The sequence below is a fragment of the Streptomyces sp. NPDC001100 genome, assembly GCF_053598575.1.
On the sequence record NZ_JBSFKO010000059.1, the window covers coordinates 26,197 to 42,961 of the forward strand.

Sequence of the window (16,765 nt, forward strand, 5' to 3'; positions counted from 1 at the left end):
GTCGGTGTCGGTGTCGGTGTCGGTGTCGGTGTCGGTGTCGGTGTCGGTCAGCATCTTCATCGCCCTGCGCCATGCCGCGGAATCGTTGCCGGTCAGGCCTTGCACGGCAATGGCGATGGGGCCGATGTGATCACCACCGTTGCTCGAACTGACGGCCTGATCAAGAGCGAACCGGGCGACATCGCGCACGTCGACTGGCCGGATAAGCTGTTCGGCGGACGCAGGGGCAAGGATGCGCCCGCCGCGCTTCGCTCGCTCCAGCCACCAGGGCAGCCGACCGACATACTCACCGGGGCCCAGGATCACCCCGGGTCGCAGGAACACCGCACAGCCGTCGAAAACCTCCGCGACGGCACGTTCCCCGCCAGCCTTCGGGAATCCGTACTGCGTGGGACTGCCGTCCTCGCCGGTGTACCCGAATGAAGCGTCGGCATCCGCAGGGCAGTCCAGCAGCGGCGACTTCTCCGTCAGCGGCTGGTGCGGCCACCCCTCATAAACGGACACAGTGGAGATGTGCACCCAGCGTCCGGCGCGGTCCTGCAACGACCTTGTGGCCAAGCCCACTTCGCGCGGGGAAAGTTCCGAACTGGACATGTCGATCACGGCATCCCACGGTCCGCGCTGAGCCAATTTCAGCAAGTCTTCGCGCACCCCGCGGTCACCGTGCACGACCTCAATGCCCGGCATGTCGCGACCCGACCGGCCGCGGTTGAACGTCGTAACTGTCCACCCCCGCGACAGTGCGCTCTCCACAACGGCCTTACCCAGGAACCACGTTCCGCCCATGACCACAACAACACCTAGGCTGCACCGTGATCGAGCCACGCGGGCTGCCCGGAGACCCCCTCGAACTTCACCTGCGTATCTCCTACGACGACGACCTCCTCGACACCCCGCAGGGCGACACGCTGGAGAGGTAGGACGTGACCGTCCTCCACCACTGCCGCACACACGACACCGCTCGCTGCCAGTGGCTATGCAGGTGACTGTGGGAGTCACCCTCTGACCGAGTTCGCCATGTCAGGTTGTGTGACACAGCCATTCTGTCCGCCCTGTCGGCCATCTGCACGGGTGCAGCCTGTCGTCACCGTTCCGTCACAAGAGTCGCCGCACGGAACCTGCCGCTCTCCCGCCCTGTCTGCACTCACGAACCACGACCACGCGTACCGCGGGGCAACAACGACGACCGAAACCCGCGGACGAGACGACTCAGGGGGACGACAGCATGCGGCACAGCAACGGCATTCGCAGGGCGGTTCTGGCGACGACGGCGGTCACGGCCGTCGCGGCGGCGGTGACCGGCATCCTGCCCGGCACCGCCATGGCAGCGAGCACCACCACCTCCACCCCGCCGCCCGCCTGCCCTGCCTCCGCCCTCCAGGTCAGCGCCTGGCAGGCCGTCCACCGGCCCGTCGGGACCGGGACCGGGGCGGCGGTCGTGCAGTTCACCAACGTCTCCCGGAAGACGTGCGTCCTGAAGGGCCACCCGACGACGGTCGCCGGCGCCGGCAACGGCTCCCCCACCCACAACACCCCGCTCAAGGTCACCCCCACCGGCCGGGCGACCACCGTGACGGTCCGGCCCCACGGCAAGGCGTGGGTGAAGCTGACCTTCGTCCAGGTCCAGGGCGAGGGCGACGGCTACTGCGTGTCGGGCAAGACCCCGAAGGCGTATCCGACGATGGTCATCGGGCTGCCGCACTCCGGGAAGCACCAGGTCGCCCTGAACGACGGGGTGTGGGCCGAGTGCGACAACAAGGTGACCGTCACCCCAGTCTCGGCGGTCAAGCCTTCCTGACCCCCGTCCCCACAAATCGAGCAGCCTGCAAGACGATCGCAACGCTCTGACCTGCACGTTTACGAGGCACTGCACATAAGTGCAGGTCAGCGACTCAGCGCGCTGGGGGTGCGCTGAGTCGCTGACCTGCCGTGATCAACCTCCGACGACACAAACTCGCGTGCAGAGAGGGAAGCGGCTCGGCATCGTTCTCAGCGATGTTCCGGAGGGCTGGTCGACGGTCGTCGTCGTGCCCACGTCCACGAGTGCTCAGGATGCGGTTTTCCGCCCACGGTTGGTAATCGGCGGCCGGGAGACCTGGTGCTCGCGGTCCAGATCCGCACGATCGACACAAGTTTCGCGATGGGTGATCGGGTCGATCACCTCACCCAGACAGACATGGCTCAGGTCGATTTCGCCGTGGGCCTGGTGCTGAAGCTTCGTGTCGAGATCGACTACCGACCGCGACGGCGAGAGCTCCTGACCGCCGTGGCGGCCGGGGGCTTTCGCCGTACCTGCCTTCTCTGTGACGCGGTCTGGCTGGGCGGCAGAGGCAGGGGCAGGGGCGTCATCGGTGCGGCGGGCCTTCGGGGTTGCGCCTCCAGACATGGGCGATGTTGTTCAGGTGGCGCACGCGGTGCGGGACAGTGCGCACTGGTAGGTGAAGGCTTCGATGTTTCGCCAGGTCCGGGCGAAGCGGCGGCGCGCTCCTGGAACCGGCCGCTGACGATCGAGCCGCGGACGTTACTCGTGACGGCAGGGCGAAACGGACACGCCTACGGCCCTCAGCTCGCTGTCGCGTACACGATGAGGTTGTCGACAGGGTGCCCCTGCGCGTCGAAGTCGCCGTCGCACGTGATGAGCCGTAGAGCACGTTCCTGGGTCGGCCCGTAGACCTTCTCCGTCGGAAAGGCGTTCTTGGCGACGCGCTCCGTGGCCGTGACGGTGAAGTGGAGGGCTTTTCCCGTCTTGTCGGTGACGGTGATGTCCGCACCCTCCTTGATCTTCTTCAGGTCGTGGAAGACGGCCTTGCCGAAGCGGGTGTCGTTGTGGCCGATGATGACGGCCGCGCCGATCTCACCGGGCACCGCACCGCCCGTGTACCAGCCCGCGGTCATCCCCTTCTCGGCCGGCGGGACCTGGACCGTCCGGTCCGTGTTGAGGCCCAACTCCATCAGCGAACTGGTGATCCCCACGGAGGGAACGGCCACCTCGGCAGGGGCCGCCGGAGCATCGGCCGCAGGCCGCTCGGACTTCGGAGCGCCCGACGCGGCGGCGGGGGCGGTTGGGGCGACCCGGACCGTCGGGTCGGGGCCGGACGAACAGCCGGTGAGCAGGGTGACGAGGGTCAACAGGGTGAGGGTCGCGAGGCGGGCCCGGGACAGGGCCGGACGGTGTGCAGGGGGCAACTCGGGCTCCAGAACAGGGTGCGAGGGTTCGCCGGAACGCGCGGGGCGCCGCCTGGTGAAGGGCGACGCCACCGTTTCGTACGAGAGGTCGTGCTGCCGGGTCAGCCTTCGCGGCGGGCGGTGGTGCGGCGGCGCAGTACGTAGGTGCCGGCGCCCGCGAGCAGCAGCGCGCCGGTGGCCGAACCGATGAGCGTGCCGGTGTTGTCGTCCTGGGCGGGGGCCTCGCCCGCGGCGACACCGCCACGCGGGTAGCCCTTGCCTCCGGTCTTCTGAGCTTCGGCGGCCTTCTTGGCCTCGGCCTCCTTGCTCGTCCTGGCGTCCTCGGCCTTCTTCTTCGCCAGGGCCTCCTTGTCGGCCGAGGTCGGGGCGGTCGCGCTCGGGGTCGGAGTCGGGCCGGTGGCGAAGGCCGCGGTGGCGGGGACGAGCAGTGCGCCGGCCGCGACGCCGGTCAGGACAGCGATACGCAGCGGGCGCAGGGTGAGACGGCGGGACATGTGAGGGCTCCAGTTCCAGCCCGGTTTGGTCGTTCCTGGTTGCCGATCCGCACCAGGTTCCGGGCATGGCTTCACCCTGACGGTCACTTGTGAGGAAACTGTCAGAGCGCTGTTGTCATCCCATCAGGGTCGACCGGGGCCCTCCGGCTTCCGTGACTCGGCTGTCGGCAGCCGCAGGGTGAAGGTGGCCCCTTCCCCCTCCGTGCTCGCCACGTCCACCGTGCCGCCGTGGGCCTCGGCGAGCTTGAGGACGATCGCCAGGCCGAGGCCGCTGCCGCCGGTGCTGCGATTGCGGGACTTCTCCGCCCGCCAGAAACGGTCGAACACGTACGGGAGGTCGCCCGCCGGAATGCCACTGCCGGTATCGGACACCTCCACGGCGAGCTCGTCCCCCGGGTCGGTGACGTACCGGCGCAGGGTCACCGTGCCGCCGGCCGGGGTGTGGCGCACCGCGTTGGAGAGCAGGTTGCTGACGGTCTGCCGCAGCCGTACGGGGTCGGCGTCGAGGAGCGGTGGGTGAGGGGCGCCCGGCGGTGGTGTCAGGACCGTGAGGGTGACGCCCGCCGTCTCGGCCAACCCCTGGTGGGCGGCGGCGACCTGGCCGAGCAGCTCGTCGATCCGTACCGGCTTCCGGTGCAGCCGCAGGGCGCCCGCGTCGGCCGCGCCCAGGTCCTGGAGGTCGTTGATGAGGTGCTGGAGCTGCACCGCCTCCTCCAGGAGCGAGGAGACGAACGCGGGGTCCGGCACGGCCAGTCCGTCGTGGGCCGCCTCCAGCCAGCCCCGGATGTTGCTCAGCGGCGTTCGCAGCTCATGGGCGACATCGCTGACCATCACCTTGCGCTGCTCCTCCAGGCGGGCCCGGTGCGCGGCCATGTCGTTGAAGGCCGCCGTCAGCCGTCCGATCTCATTGTCGGAGACGACGGGCACGGGCACCGACGCCGCGTCCAGGCCCTCCCGCATGCGCTGGGCGGCGCCGGTGAGCGCGTGCAACGGGCGTACGAGCCTGGCTCCGGCGAGCACCGAGGCGCCGACGGTGAGGGCGAGGACCAGGGCGGTGACACCGGCGATGCGTGCGGTGTTGGCGCGGGAGAGGTCGAAGCCAGGCACGCCGGCGGCACCGGGGCCGTCGATGAACAGGAGCGCGGGCTCGGCGACATAGCCCGTGAGCTGTTCCCGGCGGGCGCTTTCGACACAGTTGGCCACGGCCCGGTCCCACGCGCTGTCGCGGATCTCCGCGGGGGCGTCGTCGAGTGCGCCGCCGGAAGCCGCTTGGCGTTCGGCCGTCGCGGCGGCCTCCGCCTTCTTGGCGGCCAGGGCCTTCGCCTCCCGATCGCTGAGGCCGTCCTCGGCGCCGGAGACCGCGTCGTCCCGCCGGTATGCGTAACTCCGGTCCCAGGACAGGTCCAGGTTCAGTTTCACGGCGGTGCGACCCTGTCGTTTCAGACAGGCGTCAGCCAGTTGGTTGAGGGCGCTCAGGGCCTTCCGCTCGGTCGCGGTGGGACCGACCGGGTAGGACGCAAAGCACTTGGCCTCCATGTCACGGTCGGTGACGCTGCCGGTCCCTCCCTCGGTCTCGTCGCTCACGAACTGGACGCGGGGCCGTCCGCCCGGGCTCTCCACGACGTCGGCGGCGATACCCAACTGGCCGAGGCACGCCACCCTCCCAGCGGCGGCCTTCCGCAGTGCGTCGTGTTCCTTCGGGGGCAGCCGGAAGGGCCCCACGGCCCGTGGATCGACGCGGTCGGCGCCGGCCCTGGCCGCGTCGGGCACCAGTACGGTGTCGACGGAGCGTGGATCCACGACCGCCGAGGCCTGCTGAGCGAGCAGATCGTCGGACGAACCGCCGCCCGCTGAGCGCGAGTCGGCCGAGTCCACGATCGGGCGTCGGCCGGGCGTGGTGAGCACGATCCGGCGCCCGGACTCCTGGGCCAGATCTCGCACGGTGGTGTCGACGCCGTCCCAGTCGGGGTGGGTGGCCGCGTAGCCGAGGAGGGTGTTGTAGATCTTCGCGTCGGACTTGAGGTTCTGCCCCTGCTCCTGGCGGATCGCGACGGAGGTCGTCTGCACGGCCAGCCAGGCGGTCGCGGCGACCGAGCACGAGGCCACCAGCGCCGTCACGGTCAACAGCCGCCCCGCCAGGCTCTTGCGCAGCGGCAGCCGGGCGGCCCCCGCCGTACCTCCTCTGTCAGGACGACGCATGGCACACGTCCTTCGCAGGGTCCGTGAGTTTGTAGCCGATGCCGAAGACGGTGATGAGGCGGGCCGGCCGTCGTGGGGCGCGCTCGATCTTCTTGCGCAGGTTCATGACGTGCACGTCGACGGTCCGGCCGCTGATGTACTTGTCGAAGCCGTGCAGCTCCTCCAGGAGCCGTGCCCTGGTGAAGACCCGGCCGGGCTCGGCCGCCATCGCCGCGAGGATCCGGAACTCACCGGGCGTGCACTCGACGGGTGTCCCGGCGACCGACACCTCGTGCCGCGAGGGATCGACCCTGAGCGCGCCGACCGTCAACACCTCGTCGTCCGGGGCCGCTTCGGGCTCCGAGGCGGGAGCGGGGGCCGGTACGGTCGCCGGAGCCGGGTCGGGGCCGCGCCGGTTGCGGCGAAGCAACGTCCTTACCCGGGCGGTGAGTTCACGCGGACTGAACGGCTTGGTCATGTAGTCGTCGGCGCCGAGGTCGAGGCCGAGCAGCAGATCGTCCTCGGTGCTGCGGGCCGTCAGCATCAGCACCAGCACCTCCCGGCGTTCGGCGCGCAGGATCCGTACGACGTCGAGACCGTCGGCCCCAGGCATCATCACGTCGAGGACGACCAGGTCGGGTTCCTGGTGCCGAACCGTCTCAAGAGCCGTCCGGCCGTCCTCGACGACCGTGACGGCGTGACCCTCGTGTGCCAGGTAGCGGCGCACCAATTCGGCCTGCTTCGCGTCGTCTTCGGCGACCACAATATTTGCGCACACGCCGCAGATCGTAGCGACCGCCGGCCCGGGAGGTCGGAAGTGCCCTTACCGTGAGGGCGGTTCGGTGGTGGACGGGCGAGGGTCCAGGGCTGCCGTCGAGCGTCCCGTGAGGTCGAGGAGCAGCTCGGCGAAGAGGGCGTCGCCCCACCCGAACCAGGGGCGGGTGAAGGTCGCGGGGTCGTCGACGTGGAAGCTCTCGTACATGGAGCCGGCGCCCCCGTCGGTGCGTAGCAGCAGCTCCGCGAGGCGGGTCCGCTCGGCCTCGTCGTCGCTGGTCAGCGCCTGCCGTCGATCCGGCCTGCGGATACGGCCACGGCATGCAGGGGTTGCGGTACCTGTCCCGGAAAACGCCGAGAAGTGGTGGGTAGGAAGGGCGTGGGGAGAGCCGAGAACGAGGTGGCCGATCTCGCCTGCCGCCGACGAGGCTCCTTTGTGGAGACGGCCGGAGACCAGGAGGCCCGCTCCGACGCGGGTTCCCCGGGCGCCCTAGGCGAGGCCGCCACCGCCGCCGCCCGCACCGACACCTTCCTCGGCGCCCGCTACCGCCACATCGTCAAACGCCGCGGACACGCCAAAGCCCTGGTCGCCGTCGCCCGCTCGATACTCGTCATCGCCTGGCACCTGATCAACGATCCAGACGCCTCCTACCAGGAGCTCGGCGCCGACTGGCACCGACGCCACCTCGCCCCCGCCCGCAAGACCCGCGATCTCGTGACAGTGGCTTCCGCATCGGCGTGAGCGACAGTGCAGGGCCGACCGAGGCCGGTGATTGCCCGGTGTGGGGCGACGCTGCCATGGGCCACGTACAGCCACAGGACCTGGCAGCCCGTGTCCTCGGCAGTCTCGGGCAGGGCACGCAGCAGGGCGGCGACCAGGCCGCGGCCTTCCACACCGCGACCGTAACCCGAAGATTCAAGCCGCACGCCCGCCCAGCCGCATGTCAGCCGACCGGCGGTGCGCCCGTCACCAGGAACGGTCCTCCGCGACGGACCATCTGAAGGCATGTCAGTCGCCGAGTTCGTGGCGCACCCTCCGCGAGAGCACGAAGGCGTAGAGGTCGAGGATGCCCGGCGGATCGGCGAGGCCGGGGCCGCGGTTCTTCACCCAGGTGGTGATGTCGGTGGCGGCGTCGGGGTCGTTGACTTGGCCGAGCCAGACGGGCCGACCGCCGGCCTGACGGCCTTGGGCGGAGGGCTGGATGACGACGACGTTGGCACGCTCGCAGGCGCCGAGGCAGTCGGTACGCCGGATCATGGCCACCCCAGCAAGCACGGTGCGCAGGTCGGTGAGCTGGACCCTGAGCGACAGCGGCAGGTTGCCGGCCAGGTCCCAGACGGCCATGGCCGAGATGAACGCGGTGTCGATGACCAAGCAACGTGCAGAGCGGGACAGGGCGACGACCTTGGGCCGGTGGCGAGTCCTCGCCACCGGCCGGCTGTCCGTCTACCGGCGCCTCGGCCTCGAGGGCCAGCTCCACTTGTGCCCAGAACACACCTACTCGCTGGGCGACTCCGCCAGAGTGCCGCCGACGACGACGGCTCGGGCGCGCACGGCGTCGCCGCGGTTAGTCTTCACGGCGACGCTGTCGCCGTGTCGTTCCAGAGCGGTCAGCGCAATGCCGTCGCAGACGATCGCGCCTGCGGAGCGCCGCACCGAGTTCGCTGCGGCAGACCACGACACAGTCCTGCGGGTCACCGTCGACGACGGCACCGGCTTTCCCACCGCCGCTCACCTCGCCTCCCAGGCCGGGCTCGCCCCCACCACGAGGAGGCCCCCTCGCGACTGATGCGGCGCGAGGGGGCGGCGGAGAACGGCCCGACGATTGTCGGATGACGGTTTGTCAGCGCACGGTCATCCGCACCGGCACCACCGGGTACGTGTACGGCGTGTCCGTGCTGACCGCGAGCGCGGCCGTGTAGGTCCCGGCCACGTCCACCGCCGTAGCGCCCGCGTCCAGCCGGACGGTGACGGTCAGGCGCTGGCCGGGGGCGAGCGTATGGGTGGTGGACGTAGTGGAGAGCCAGCGGACGTCGGCTGCCGGGACGCAGCTGTCGAGGCCCGGCAACTGCTCGACATTCGCTCGGGCGTCGAAGACGCTCGGCGCACCGCCGACCCGGTAGAACCCGCACGCGCCACCGGCCCGGTAGAGCGGCGTGGAGGCGGCGGGCAGGGCCGTCCAGGTGCGGGCAGCCGGGTCGTAGGCGTAGCCGGCGCTGGTGACGACGCCGAGGAGATTGCTGACCCCGCCGGAGAGGAGGAAGCGGCCGTCGGCGGTGGTGGCGGCCGAGGCCCACAGGTCGATGGGAAGGTCGGTGATCGGAGTCCAGGCGGCGGTGGCCGGGTCGTAGGCGTAGCCGTGCCGCGTGCCCTCCACCACGGTGGTGCCGCCCGCGCAGTTCAGGGTGCCCGAGACGGCGCCGCAGCCGAGCCAGGAGATGGCCTCGGGGTAGGGGGTAGTGGCGGCCCAGGTGTCGGTGGCCGGGTCGTAGACCTGCACTGCGGTGGCGCCAGTGCAGTATCCCTGGCCGCAGCCGCCGACCAGGTACCACTTGCCGTCGAGTGTGGCGGAAGCCGCTGCCGCGTACCCGGCCGGCACCGGGGCGGCGGTGGACCAGGTGCGGTGCTGCGGGTCGTAGACCTCGGTGGTGGTCACGGTGCCGCCGTCCTCTGTCCAGCCGCCGGTGACGTACAACTTGCCGTTCAGGAAGGCGGACTGGGGTGACTCGCGGGGAGTGGGGTGGCCGCCGGGGATCGCCGTCCAGGCGGCGGTGACGGGGTCGTAGACGTAGCCGCCGGACAGGACGGAGGTGCCGTCGGTGCCGCCGACCGAGTAGACGCGACCGTCCGGGCCGGTGGCGACGGCGTTGTCGATGACGGGGGTGGGGTAGTCGGCCAGGGAGGTCCAGGCTGAGGCGGCGGGGGTCACGTCCGTGGACGTGGTCTTCGTCTTCGCCTTCGTCAGCCGGTCGGGGGTGAAGTCACCGGGAATGAACTGCGGAGCTGCCGCGCGGGCCGTCGTCGCCGTCGGGATGTCCCCGGACCGCTCGGTGAGGCCGACGGTGAGCGGAGCCGAGCCGGTGTTGCGCAGGGTGACCTGGGCGGTGGTGGCTTTCCCCTTGCGTACGGTCTTGTCGACCGCCGGCGGGCTGATCGCCAGCTGTCCGGCGAGCAGCACCGCGTCGAGGCGGGTGGCGTGGTCGGCCTTGACGTTCACCTTCTTCGTTGCCGTGGTGTAGTGCTCGGCGCTGAACGCGACCTGCTGACGGCCCGTCCGCGGCGCGAAGCGTACGTACGAACCGTCGCCCTCCGTGGTCGCCTTGGCGCCGGTCTTGCCGCTCACCGTCGCACCGCTCAGCTGCCGGCCGGTGTTGCGGTCCGTCACCGTCCCGTACAGCAGCCCACCCCGCACCGGCTTGCAGGTCATACCGCCGAAGGCGACGTCGTCGACCTGCCAGTAGTAGGCGTAGTCGCCGTTGTAGCGGAACCGCACCTGGACAGCGGACTTCCCCGCCGCGTCCGGGAGGGCGATGCTCTGCGTCCCGGGGCCCGCGGAGGCGGTGTCGCGGTGCCAGACCGTGGACCAGGTCGTACCGCCGTCGACGCTCAGGTCGACGTCGGCCTTGGAGTCGTCGTCGAACGGCTTGTAGAAGGTGCTGAAGCGGACCGCGGGCGTGTCGTAGCCGGTCAGGTCGAGGACCGGGGAGAGGAGGGAGGTGTTCTGCCGGTCGCCGGAGTAGTCGCTGTCGGCGATGGCGAAGTCGCCCGACCCGCCGGTGAGGTTGCCGCGCCCGGCCGGGTCGTCGAAGCGCCAGGTGTGGCCGCTGCCGGTGACGCTCCACCCGGCGGGCGCCTGCGTGCCGTCGAAGGTCTCGGTGGCCTCGCTGAACGTCTGCTTGTAGCCGGGTGCCACGCAGGCGGCGGCGTCGACCGGGACGCCGAAGTCCTTGCTGCCGGCCTTGGCACCCACCGTCAGGTCGGCCGTCGTGACCTGGTAACCGGTGTAGACCGGGTCGACCTGCAGGGTGTAGGTGCTGTTGGCGGGCAGCTTGAGGGTGTAGCGGCCGGTCGCCGGGTCGGTGTACGTGCGAGTGGACGGCTCGTCGGTGACCTGGATGCCCGCGGAGAGCGGCCAGCCGTGCCCGGAGCCGTCCCGGATCCGCCCGCTGACGGTGACCAGGGGCTGGGCGGAGAGCGTGAAATCCCGGGCCGCGGTCGCGTCGTCGCCGACCTCGACGGCGGCCGGCGTGGTGCTGCCGTAGCCGAACTTGGCGGCTGTCACGTCGTACGTGCCCGCCGGGAGCGTCATGTCGTACGTGCCGTCGGCGCCGGTCGTCGTGGCGTTCGTGCCGGCCGTGATCCGCGCCCCGGCCACCGGGCCGCCGGCGGACGGGTCGGTGACCTTGCCGGTCAACCTGCCGTACGGGCCGGTGGTGAAGGCGGCGGTGCCGTTCGGGGTGCCGAGGCCGGTGGGGCCGTCCCAGCCGGGGCCGGCGGTGCACAGATTGGCGGTGGCACAGGTGCCGTTGGTGCCGCTGGTCACGTCGTTCAGAGCGCCGTTCGGCGCGCCGTCGCGGGCGCCGGAGTGGGCGTACGGGTAGGCGTTGGGGTAGGTCTTCGCGCCCGGCTTCCCGGCGAGCGCGTAGGTGGCGGCGATGATCGGGGCGGACGCGCTGGTGCCGCCGTAGACGCCCCAACCGCGGTCCTCGTACGTGTTGTAGACGCTGACCCCGGTTGCCGGGTCGGCGACGGCAGACACGTCCGCGACGGCGCGGTTGGCGCAGCCCCGGTCGGTCTGGAAGGACGGCTTGGGGTGGTAGGCCGAGCAGCCGCTGCCTGCGCCGGTCCACGCGGACTCGTTCCAGCCCCGGGGTGTCCCGCTGTCCCGGCTCAGCGAGGTCCCGCCGACCGCCGTGACGTACGGCAGCGAGGCCGGGTAGCTGGTGCCGTAGCCGTTGTCGCCGGTGCTGAAGGTGATCGCCACGCCCGGGTGCTTGTAGTAGTCGTCACCGGGCAGGTCGCCGATCGCGCTCTCGCTCCCGCCCCAGCTGTTGGAGACGTACGCGGCGCCGAGCGCGACCGCCGTGTTCTCCGCCTCGCCGAGGCCGTCGATGGACGGCTCGTCGGCCTCGACCAGCAAGATGTGACAGAGCGGGCAGGCGGCGCTGACCATGTCGAGGTCGAGGGCTATCTCGCCGGCCCAGCCCTGATCGGGCTGTGGGTATTCGGTGCCGCCGCGCTGATCGGTCTTGCGGAAGCAGCCGCCCGCGGTGGTGCAGGGCGGCAGGCCGAACTGGGAGCGGTAGACGGCCAGGTCCGCCTCGGCGTTCGGGTTGTCGTAGGCGTCGACGATGGCCACCGTGACCCCTGCCCCGGCCACGTCGGACGGCAGGTCGTAGGCGCTCTGGAGGTCGGCGGGGCCCAACCCGGCCGGGACCAGCAGGGGTTGGAAGCCTTTGCCGGTCTGCCGGACATCGTCGCGGGCGACCGCGAAGCAGGCCATCTGGTTGGGTTTGTCGGGTCTCGCGCAGAGGGGGTGCGTCGGAACGGTCGAGGCCGTCGAGGCGGTGTCGGCGGTTGCCTCGGTGGTGGCGGTGGCGGTCTGGGGAAGTGCCCAGATCAAGGTCATCAGGATGCTGAACAGGGCGGTTAATGCCGCCATTCGGGTACGGAACAGTCCCACCTTGATCATCCGAGTCCTCTCAGATATTCATGGGTACGGGGGAAACGATCAGGCGGCAGCATATGTCTCGTACATGTCACGTGTGTGAAATTGTGTGCTCCTGTTTGATCGCTTGGGCGGCGGCCTGCTGCCGCCGCGCGAGGCGATGCGCCGCCTGCCCCCCGGTCAAACCGCACGCCGCCGAATCACCCCACCAAATATCCCGCCCACCGAAGCCATCTCCCGTCACACGAACAAGCTGCTCGCGGCAGCCGGCCCGTACGCGAGGCCGCTCACACGGGGAGGGCCAGGCCAAGCTTTCTGCCAAGCGCAGACCCACCACGACACGTCGCGCACGGGCTGAAGGAAACGGCGAAGAGCACACCGCCCCGGCCACCCCGGAGGGGAGCCCTCCCTCAGCACGCCACGGCCAGGCCTCCCCTCACCTGTCGTGGTGCCGAGCGAGGGACCTTCACCAGTCGCGGGCGGTGGACGTGACGCGGCGGCGATGTTGGTGTGGCCATCCTGACGGTGGACGCCGATGGCGAGGTTCCGCAGGCCGACCATGGCGTGTGGGAGAAGGCCGACATGGATCTTGGAGTCGTCTTCGCGGAACGTGCGGTGGCGGACGTGGTGCAGAAGATTTTCGATCTTCCAGTGCCCTCCGATCCAGTCGGCGAGCTGGGCGCCGGTAGACGCGCCGGGCGGCAGGCTGGTGATCAGGTAGACGCGCTCGATGGTGAGCTCGCCGCTCGTGAAGTCCTTCCTCCAGCGCACGGCTTGCAGTGCCCGGCGGGCATCTGGGTGGTCGAGGTGGGCGAAGGCGGCGGCCTTCCACCGCCGGATCTCCAGTCGGTGATGGGCCCGCGTACGGTCGTCGTGGTCAAGCCTTGCCGAGGCACTCGCCGGGAAGGGAGTGGTCCCCTTGAACTGACCCACTCCAGGAACACCACTGGCCACACGCCTGGGTTTCTGCTGGCCACCAGCCTGGACACCCAACGGACACCCACCTGGGCATCTCAATGGCTGTTGACACCCCCGGGGCGAGCAACCGACAAGACCTGTGGATGGGAGGGGGATAACGTTGCGCGTTGCGCTACGGCCGCGCCGAGGGGAGCGTCGCTACCCGGCTCACCGTGGCCACCTCAGGAGAAGTCTGCTGCGGTGATGCCGTCGGGATGTCCGAACGGCCACTCCACCAGCTCGATCCGGTAACCGTCCGGGTCAGTGAGCCACGACGTCTTCGGGCCGTGAGGGCCGCCCGGACACTGGACACGCTCCGGCTCCAGGCCGGCTTCGGCCAGCGTCCTGAGGGTGGCAGTCAGCGTGTCCACCTGGATCGCGAGGTGGTCGATTCCGCTGCCCACGTCGACACGTCCGTCGGCGGGACGGTGGACCAGTTCGAGCGAGGCCGCCGGTTCGCCGGGGAACTTGAGGATCACGAGGCGACTCCCGTCGCCGATCTCGATTCTGCCCACTTCTACGTAGCCCAAGGCGGTGTAGAAACCGAGCGAGCGGTCCAGCTCGGTGACGCGGTAGGAGACGAAGAGCGTTTTCATGCGGCCTCCCCGGGTCGGCGCACCTGGTAACGGAGGTGCGTGACGTCTCGGTCCTCCAGCCGCCGGACGAGGTCGAGTTCGATGTGATCACCACCGAGGTGGTCGAACAGCCGTCGGCCGTCCCCGAGGAGGACCGGAATCAGGTGGATCTCCATCTCGTCCAGCTGTCCGGCTCGGAGAAACGCTTGGGCCGCCCCCGCCCCATGGCTCATGACCGGTCGGTCCCCGGCGGCGGCGCGAGCCTGACGGGCGCATTCCTCGACGCCGGTGACGAAACGTGCGTGGCCGGGTGGCACGTCCCCGTCATCCACGTGGTGGGTAAGGACGAAGATCGGCACGCCGTCGTGGTGGTCGCCCTGCCAGCGCCCGGCGAGTTCGAAGGTCCGTCGGCCCGAAATCACCGCGTCGGTCGACAGCGCCTCACGGTAGACCTGGCCGCTGCGACCGTCGGACTTCCGGTCGTCGAGCCAGTTGAAAAGCCGCCCGCCGTCGCGCCCGAGCTCCTGGCCCGGCCGATCGTCCGGCCCGGCGATGTAGCCGTCGAGCGACATCGACAGGTACAGCCGAATCGGATTGCGCATTCCGCCCTCTCTCTCCCCATGACACCGGGACTCGCCGCTTCCTGATCCACCGACGGGCGGCCATGTCACGAAGAAGACTTCAAGCAACCGGCAAACTCATCGGTCTGACGCGTCGGCCTGCGGCCCAGGGCGACGCGGGCGGGGAGTCACAGTCAAGATCTGTGGATGAATCGAGGTCGTTCAGACCACATGGCTCTCGGGGCGCTCGACGAGGTGGCCGCGCTCGAAGTGGGCTCCGGCACGGACGAGAGCGACGAGGTGAGGTGCGTAAACGGCTCGCCGGCGAGCCCGGGCGGACTCGACGAGCTTGAACACCATCGCCAGGGTGGTCGCGTGGGAGCCGGCCCCTTCGGTGACCTCGGTCCGTAGCCGAACGGTCGCGAACATCGACCCGACCGGATGCGCGGAACTACGAGCTACCGCCAATCAAGACGCCGTCTTATGAGAAAGCCCCTGTTCAATCAGGCTTTTCCAGGATCTGTTCCGTTTGAATGGCATCTCGAATAACAGCGAGAACAGCCATGCCCCGAGCACCGAAACCGGCAAACCCACGAGGAGCGTGAAGCAAAATGTGGGCAACCCAGGCGCCACGAAATGCGGGGCCACTCGGCGAATGACGACCAAGACGATCGGAAGGTGGATCAAATATAGGCTATAAGAGAAATTACCAAGAATCCGAACAGGTCGCAAGGTTAGGAGCCTTACGAGAAGCGCGGGTCTGCTGGTGGAAACTGCGGCAAGCAGCATTGTCATGGCGGGAGCGATGGCGAGATCCACCCAGAAGTAGTGGTTCACCGTCCAGACGGAACCTTGGACGATACCGAGAGCCAGGACAGGCATGCCGGCCAGGACAGCGAACCATCCCCATGGCAGGTGTTGAACCCTGTCTGACGCGACGACAATTCCCGCGCCTATGACGCCTGCGACGAAAACGGGAGCGAGGTGTGGGGCGAGCAGGTTGTCACCCTCCATGGGAGATGCGTCGGCCGCCAACAGTCCAAGGGCAATCACCGGGAGCGTCACACCCACGGCCAGGGCCGTGGCGCTCAACTTCCGCCGGATGAAGAGGAGGAGTGGAAAGAGGAGATAGAGTTCGGTCTCCACTCCGATCGACCAGAATGCGCCATTCGGTGTCGGGGCGGTGAACATGTCCTGAGCGACGAGACCATACACCAGAATTGTCGCGCCGGTAGGCGGTCCGTAGTGCGAGGCCCGTACCACGAACCAGGAGATGATCAGGCTAAAGGCCAACGCCGCCCAGTACGGAGGCAGGATGCGCCAGGCACGGCGGCGCAGGAACTGGACGACTCCGTCCGCCCTCCAACCATGACGCGCCGGGGAGATCGCCAAGGAGAAACCGGACAGCACCAGAAAGAAGACGACGGCGAGACGCCCGAACATCAGCCCGTCCAACCACCAAGGCGCCGAACTGTTGGGGTAGCCCGGGAACGTGTAGAGCCAGCAGTGGAACAGGACGACATACAGTGCCGCCAGGCCGCGGAAACCGTCCAGTCCCAACACTTGCCGACGGACGCGCGCAGCGCTGGCCCGTTCCTCCTGCCCCACCGGGGAGGTTAAGTCCAGAGCGCTACCGACCGGGCGGACCGCATCCACTGAAATCGCTCAATCCTTCCTCTGGGCCGCGCGCTTGCCACACGTCGTCAGCCCGTTGCCCTTGCAGAACGCGAGGCGCACTGTTCCACCCACAGTGACTGGTACGCGGCGTCCGACTCAGCAGTTCAATGGACAAGCCGACATTTTCGTCATCTTGCCTTAGTGGACCTGCAGTCAAGCAGAGGATCACTCCCGGTGCCCGAGCCCTCTAGGAGCCCTACAACGACGGCACCACCCTGCAGACGTGGCAGATCTAATCGTTCCACGGCTACTACACGTTCGAGAACTTCGGCGCCGGCAAAACCCTCGGTATCGACGGTGCCAGCACGTCGTCTGGTGCACTGGCCACCATCGCGGCCGGGTCCAGCGACCTCAACCAGGACTGGGCGGTGGACTGGACCGTCTCCGACGGGGACCACTTCGCGCTGAAGAACCGCAAGGGCGGCTTGTGCGTCGGCATTTCGGGCGCCAGTACCGCCAACGGCGCGATGGCTGCTCAATTCCCCTGCGACGGATCGGCCAACCAGGGCTGGTACCGGCCCTAAGAACCGAACGAGCCAACCGGAGCGGCTCAAGCTTACGACTTACCGAGGTGCTGCTGCCCCTGGCTTGAGCCGTTCCAACCGCGCGCTGCCGTGGTGCCCGGACCTTCTCTGGTCCGGCGCAACGTCCCGGGTCGGAGGGCACAAGCGCCTCGGATTCCTACAGTTCGTGCT

The 16,765-nt window shown here is 69.4% G+C and carries 15 protein-coding genes and 3 pseudogenes; 4 read left to right on the forward strand and 14 right to left on the reverse strand.

All coding sequences use genetic code 11. From position 1 onward, the window contains the following. Positions 1–222: 222 nt before the first annotated feature. Positions 223–786 (reverse strand): annotated as a pseudogene (locus ACWDEW_RS45980) (NAD-dependent epimerase/dehydratase family protein); the annotation flags it as partial. Between the two features lie 439 nt (positions 787–1,225). On the opposite strand from ACWDEW_RS45980, the gene ACWDEW_RS45985 reads away from it, so the two are divergent. After that, entirely contained in the window at positions 1,226–1,798 is a 573-nt protein-coding gene (locus ACWDEW_RS45985; RefSeq protein ID WP_450521895.1) for a DUF4232 domain-containing protein, read from the forward strand. A gap of 249 nt (positions 1,799–2,047) precedes the next feature. On the opposite strand, the gene ACWDEW_RS45990 is transcribed toward ACWDEW_RS45985, so the two are convergent. The 6 genes from ACWDEW_RS45990 to ACWDEW_RS46015 all read right to left on the reverse strand — a co-directional run bounded on the left by ACWDEW_RS45990 (position 2,048) and on the right by ACWDEW_RS46015 (position 7,089). After that, on the reverse strand, positions 2,048–2,386 hold the full coding sequence (locus tag ACWDEW_RS45990; protein ID WP_450521896.1) for a hypothetical protein: 339 nt from the start codon (positions 2,384–2,386) through the stop codon (positions 2,048–2,050). A gap of 176 nt (positions 2,387–2,562) precedes the next feature. Beyond that, positions 2,563–3,186: a class F sortase gene (locus tag ACWDEW_RS45995; protein ID WP_450521898.1), complete on the reverse strand. Its 624-nt coding sequence runs from the start codon at positions 3,184–3,186 to the stop codon at positions 2,563–2,565. Between the two features lie 101 nt (positions 3,187–3,287). Then, positions 3,288–3,680 carry a sortase-dependent protein gene (locus tag ACWDEW_RS46000; protein WP_450521900.1) on the reverse strand — a complete coding sequence of 131 codons (393 nt, stop codon included), beginning with the start codon at positions 3,678–3,680 and terminating at the stop codon, positions 3,288–3,290. 123 nt (positions 3,681–3,803) lie between these two features. Continuing rightward, entirely contained in the window at positions 3,804–5,879 is a 2,076-nt protein-coding gene (locus ACWDEW_RS46005; RefSeq protein WP_450521901.1) for a sensor histidine kinase, read from the reverse strand. Further along, the gene (locus ACWDEW_RS46010) at positions 5,866–6,636 is read right to left on the reverse strand and encodes a response regulator transcription factor (protein ID WP_450521903.1); all 771 of its coding nucleotides are present in this window, start codon (positions 6,634–6,636) and stop codon (positions 5,866–5,868) included. Before ACWDEW_RS46010 ends, ACWDEW_RS46005 begins: the two co-directional genes overlap by 14 nt. Positions 6,637–6,681: 45 nt before the next feature. After that, positions 6,682–7,089, reverse strand: coding sequence for a glycoside hydrolase family 125 protein (locus ACWDEW_RS46015; protein WP_450521920.1), 408 nt, complete (start codon positions 7,087–7,089; stop codon positions 6,682–6,684). Between ACWDEW_RS46015 and ACWDEW_RS46020 the strand changes: the two genes are divergently transcribed. Continuing rightward, entirely contained in the window at positions 7,012–7,374 is a 363-nt protein-coding gene (locus ACWDEW_RS46020; protein ID WP_450521905.1) for a hypothetical protein, read from the forward strand. The two genes, ACWDEW_RS46015 and ACWDEW_RS46020, sit on opposite strands and share 78 nt — an antisense overlap. Positions 7,375–7,641: 267 nt before the next feature. On the opposite strand, the gene ACWDEW_RS46025 is transcribed toward ACWDEW_RS46020, so the two are convergent. Next, complete coding sequence (locus ACWDEW_RS46025; protein WP_450521922.1) at positions 7,642–7,977, reverse strand: (2Fe-2S) ferredoxin domain-containing protein; 336 nt, start codon at positions 7,975–7,977, stop codon at positions 7,642–7,644. A gap of 274 nt (positions 7,978–8,251) precedes the next feature. Here ACWDEW_RS46025 and ACWDEW_RS46030 point away from each other — a divergent pair, with 274 nt between their 5' ends. Next, positions 8,252–8,422: a hypothetical protein gene (locus ACWDEW_RS46030; RefSeq protein ID WP_450521926.1), complete on the forward strand. Its 171-nt coding sequence runs from the start codon at positions 8,252–8,254 to the stop codon at positions 8,420–8,422. A gap of 54 nt (positions 8,423–8,476) precedes the next feature. Here ACWDEW_RS46030 and ACWDEW_RS46035 read toward each other — a convergent pair whose 3' ends face one another. The 6 genes and pseudogenes from ACWDEW_RS46035 to ACWDEW_RS46060 form a co-directional block, all read right to left on the reverse strand. Continuing rightward, on the reverse strand, positions 8,477–12,295 hold the full coding sequence (locus ACWDEW_RS46035) for a carboxypeptidase regulatory-like domain-containing protein (protein ID WP_450521907.1): 3,819 nt from the start codon (positions 12,293–12,295) through the stop codon (positions 8,477–8,479). A 246-nt stretch (positions 12,296–12,541) separates the two neighbouring features. After that, positions 12,542–13,234 (reverse strand): transposase, encoded by a 693-nt coding sequence (locus ACWDEW_RS46040; protein WP_450521909.1) that lies wholly within the window; start codon positions 13,232–13,234, stop codon positions 12,542–12,544. 206 nt (positions 13,235–13,440) lie between these two features. Next, positions 13,441–13,854 carry a VOC family protein gene (locus tag ACWDEW_RS46045; RefSeq protein WP_450521912.1) on the reverse strand — a complete coding sequence of 138 codons (414 nt, stop codon included), beginning with the start codon at positions 13,852–13,854 and terminating at the stop codon, positions 13,441–13,443. After that, a complete protein-coding gene (locus ACWDEW_RS46050) occupies positions 13,851–14,435 on the reverse strand; it encodes a dihydrofolate reductase family protein (protein WP_450521924.1) in 585 nt (194 codons plus the stop codon). The genes ACWDEW_RS46045 and ACWDEW_RS46050 overlap by 4 nt, the downstream gene beginning before the upstream one ends. Positions 14,436–14,615: 180 nt before the next feature. After that, a pseudogene (locus ACWDEW_RS46055) lies at positions 14,616–14,828 on the reverse strand (IS256 family transposase); the annotation flags it as partial. Between the two features lie 33 nt (positions 14,829–14,861). Further along, positions 14,862–16,001: an acyltransferase family protein gene (locus ACWDEW_RS46060; RefSeq protein WP_450521914.1), complete on the reverse strand. Its 1,140-nt coding sequence runs from the start codon at positions 15,999–16,001 to the stop codon at positions 14,862–14,864. A gap of 323 nt (positions 16,002–16,324) precedes the next feature. Between ACWDEW_RS46060 and ACWDEW_RS46065 the strand changes: the two are divergent. Continuing rightward, positions 16,325–16,594 (forward strand): annotated as a pseudogene (locus ACWDEW_RS46065) (RICIN domain-containing protein); the annotation flags it as partial. Positions 16,595–16,765: the final 171 nt, after the last annotated feature.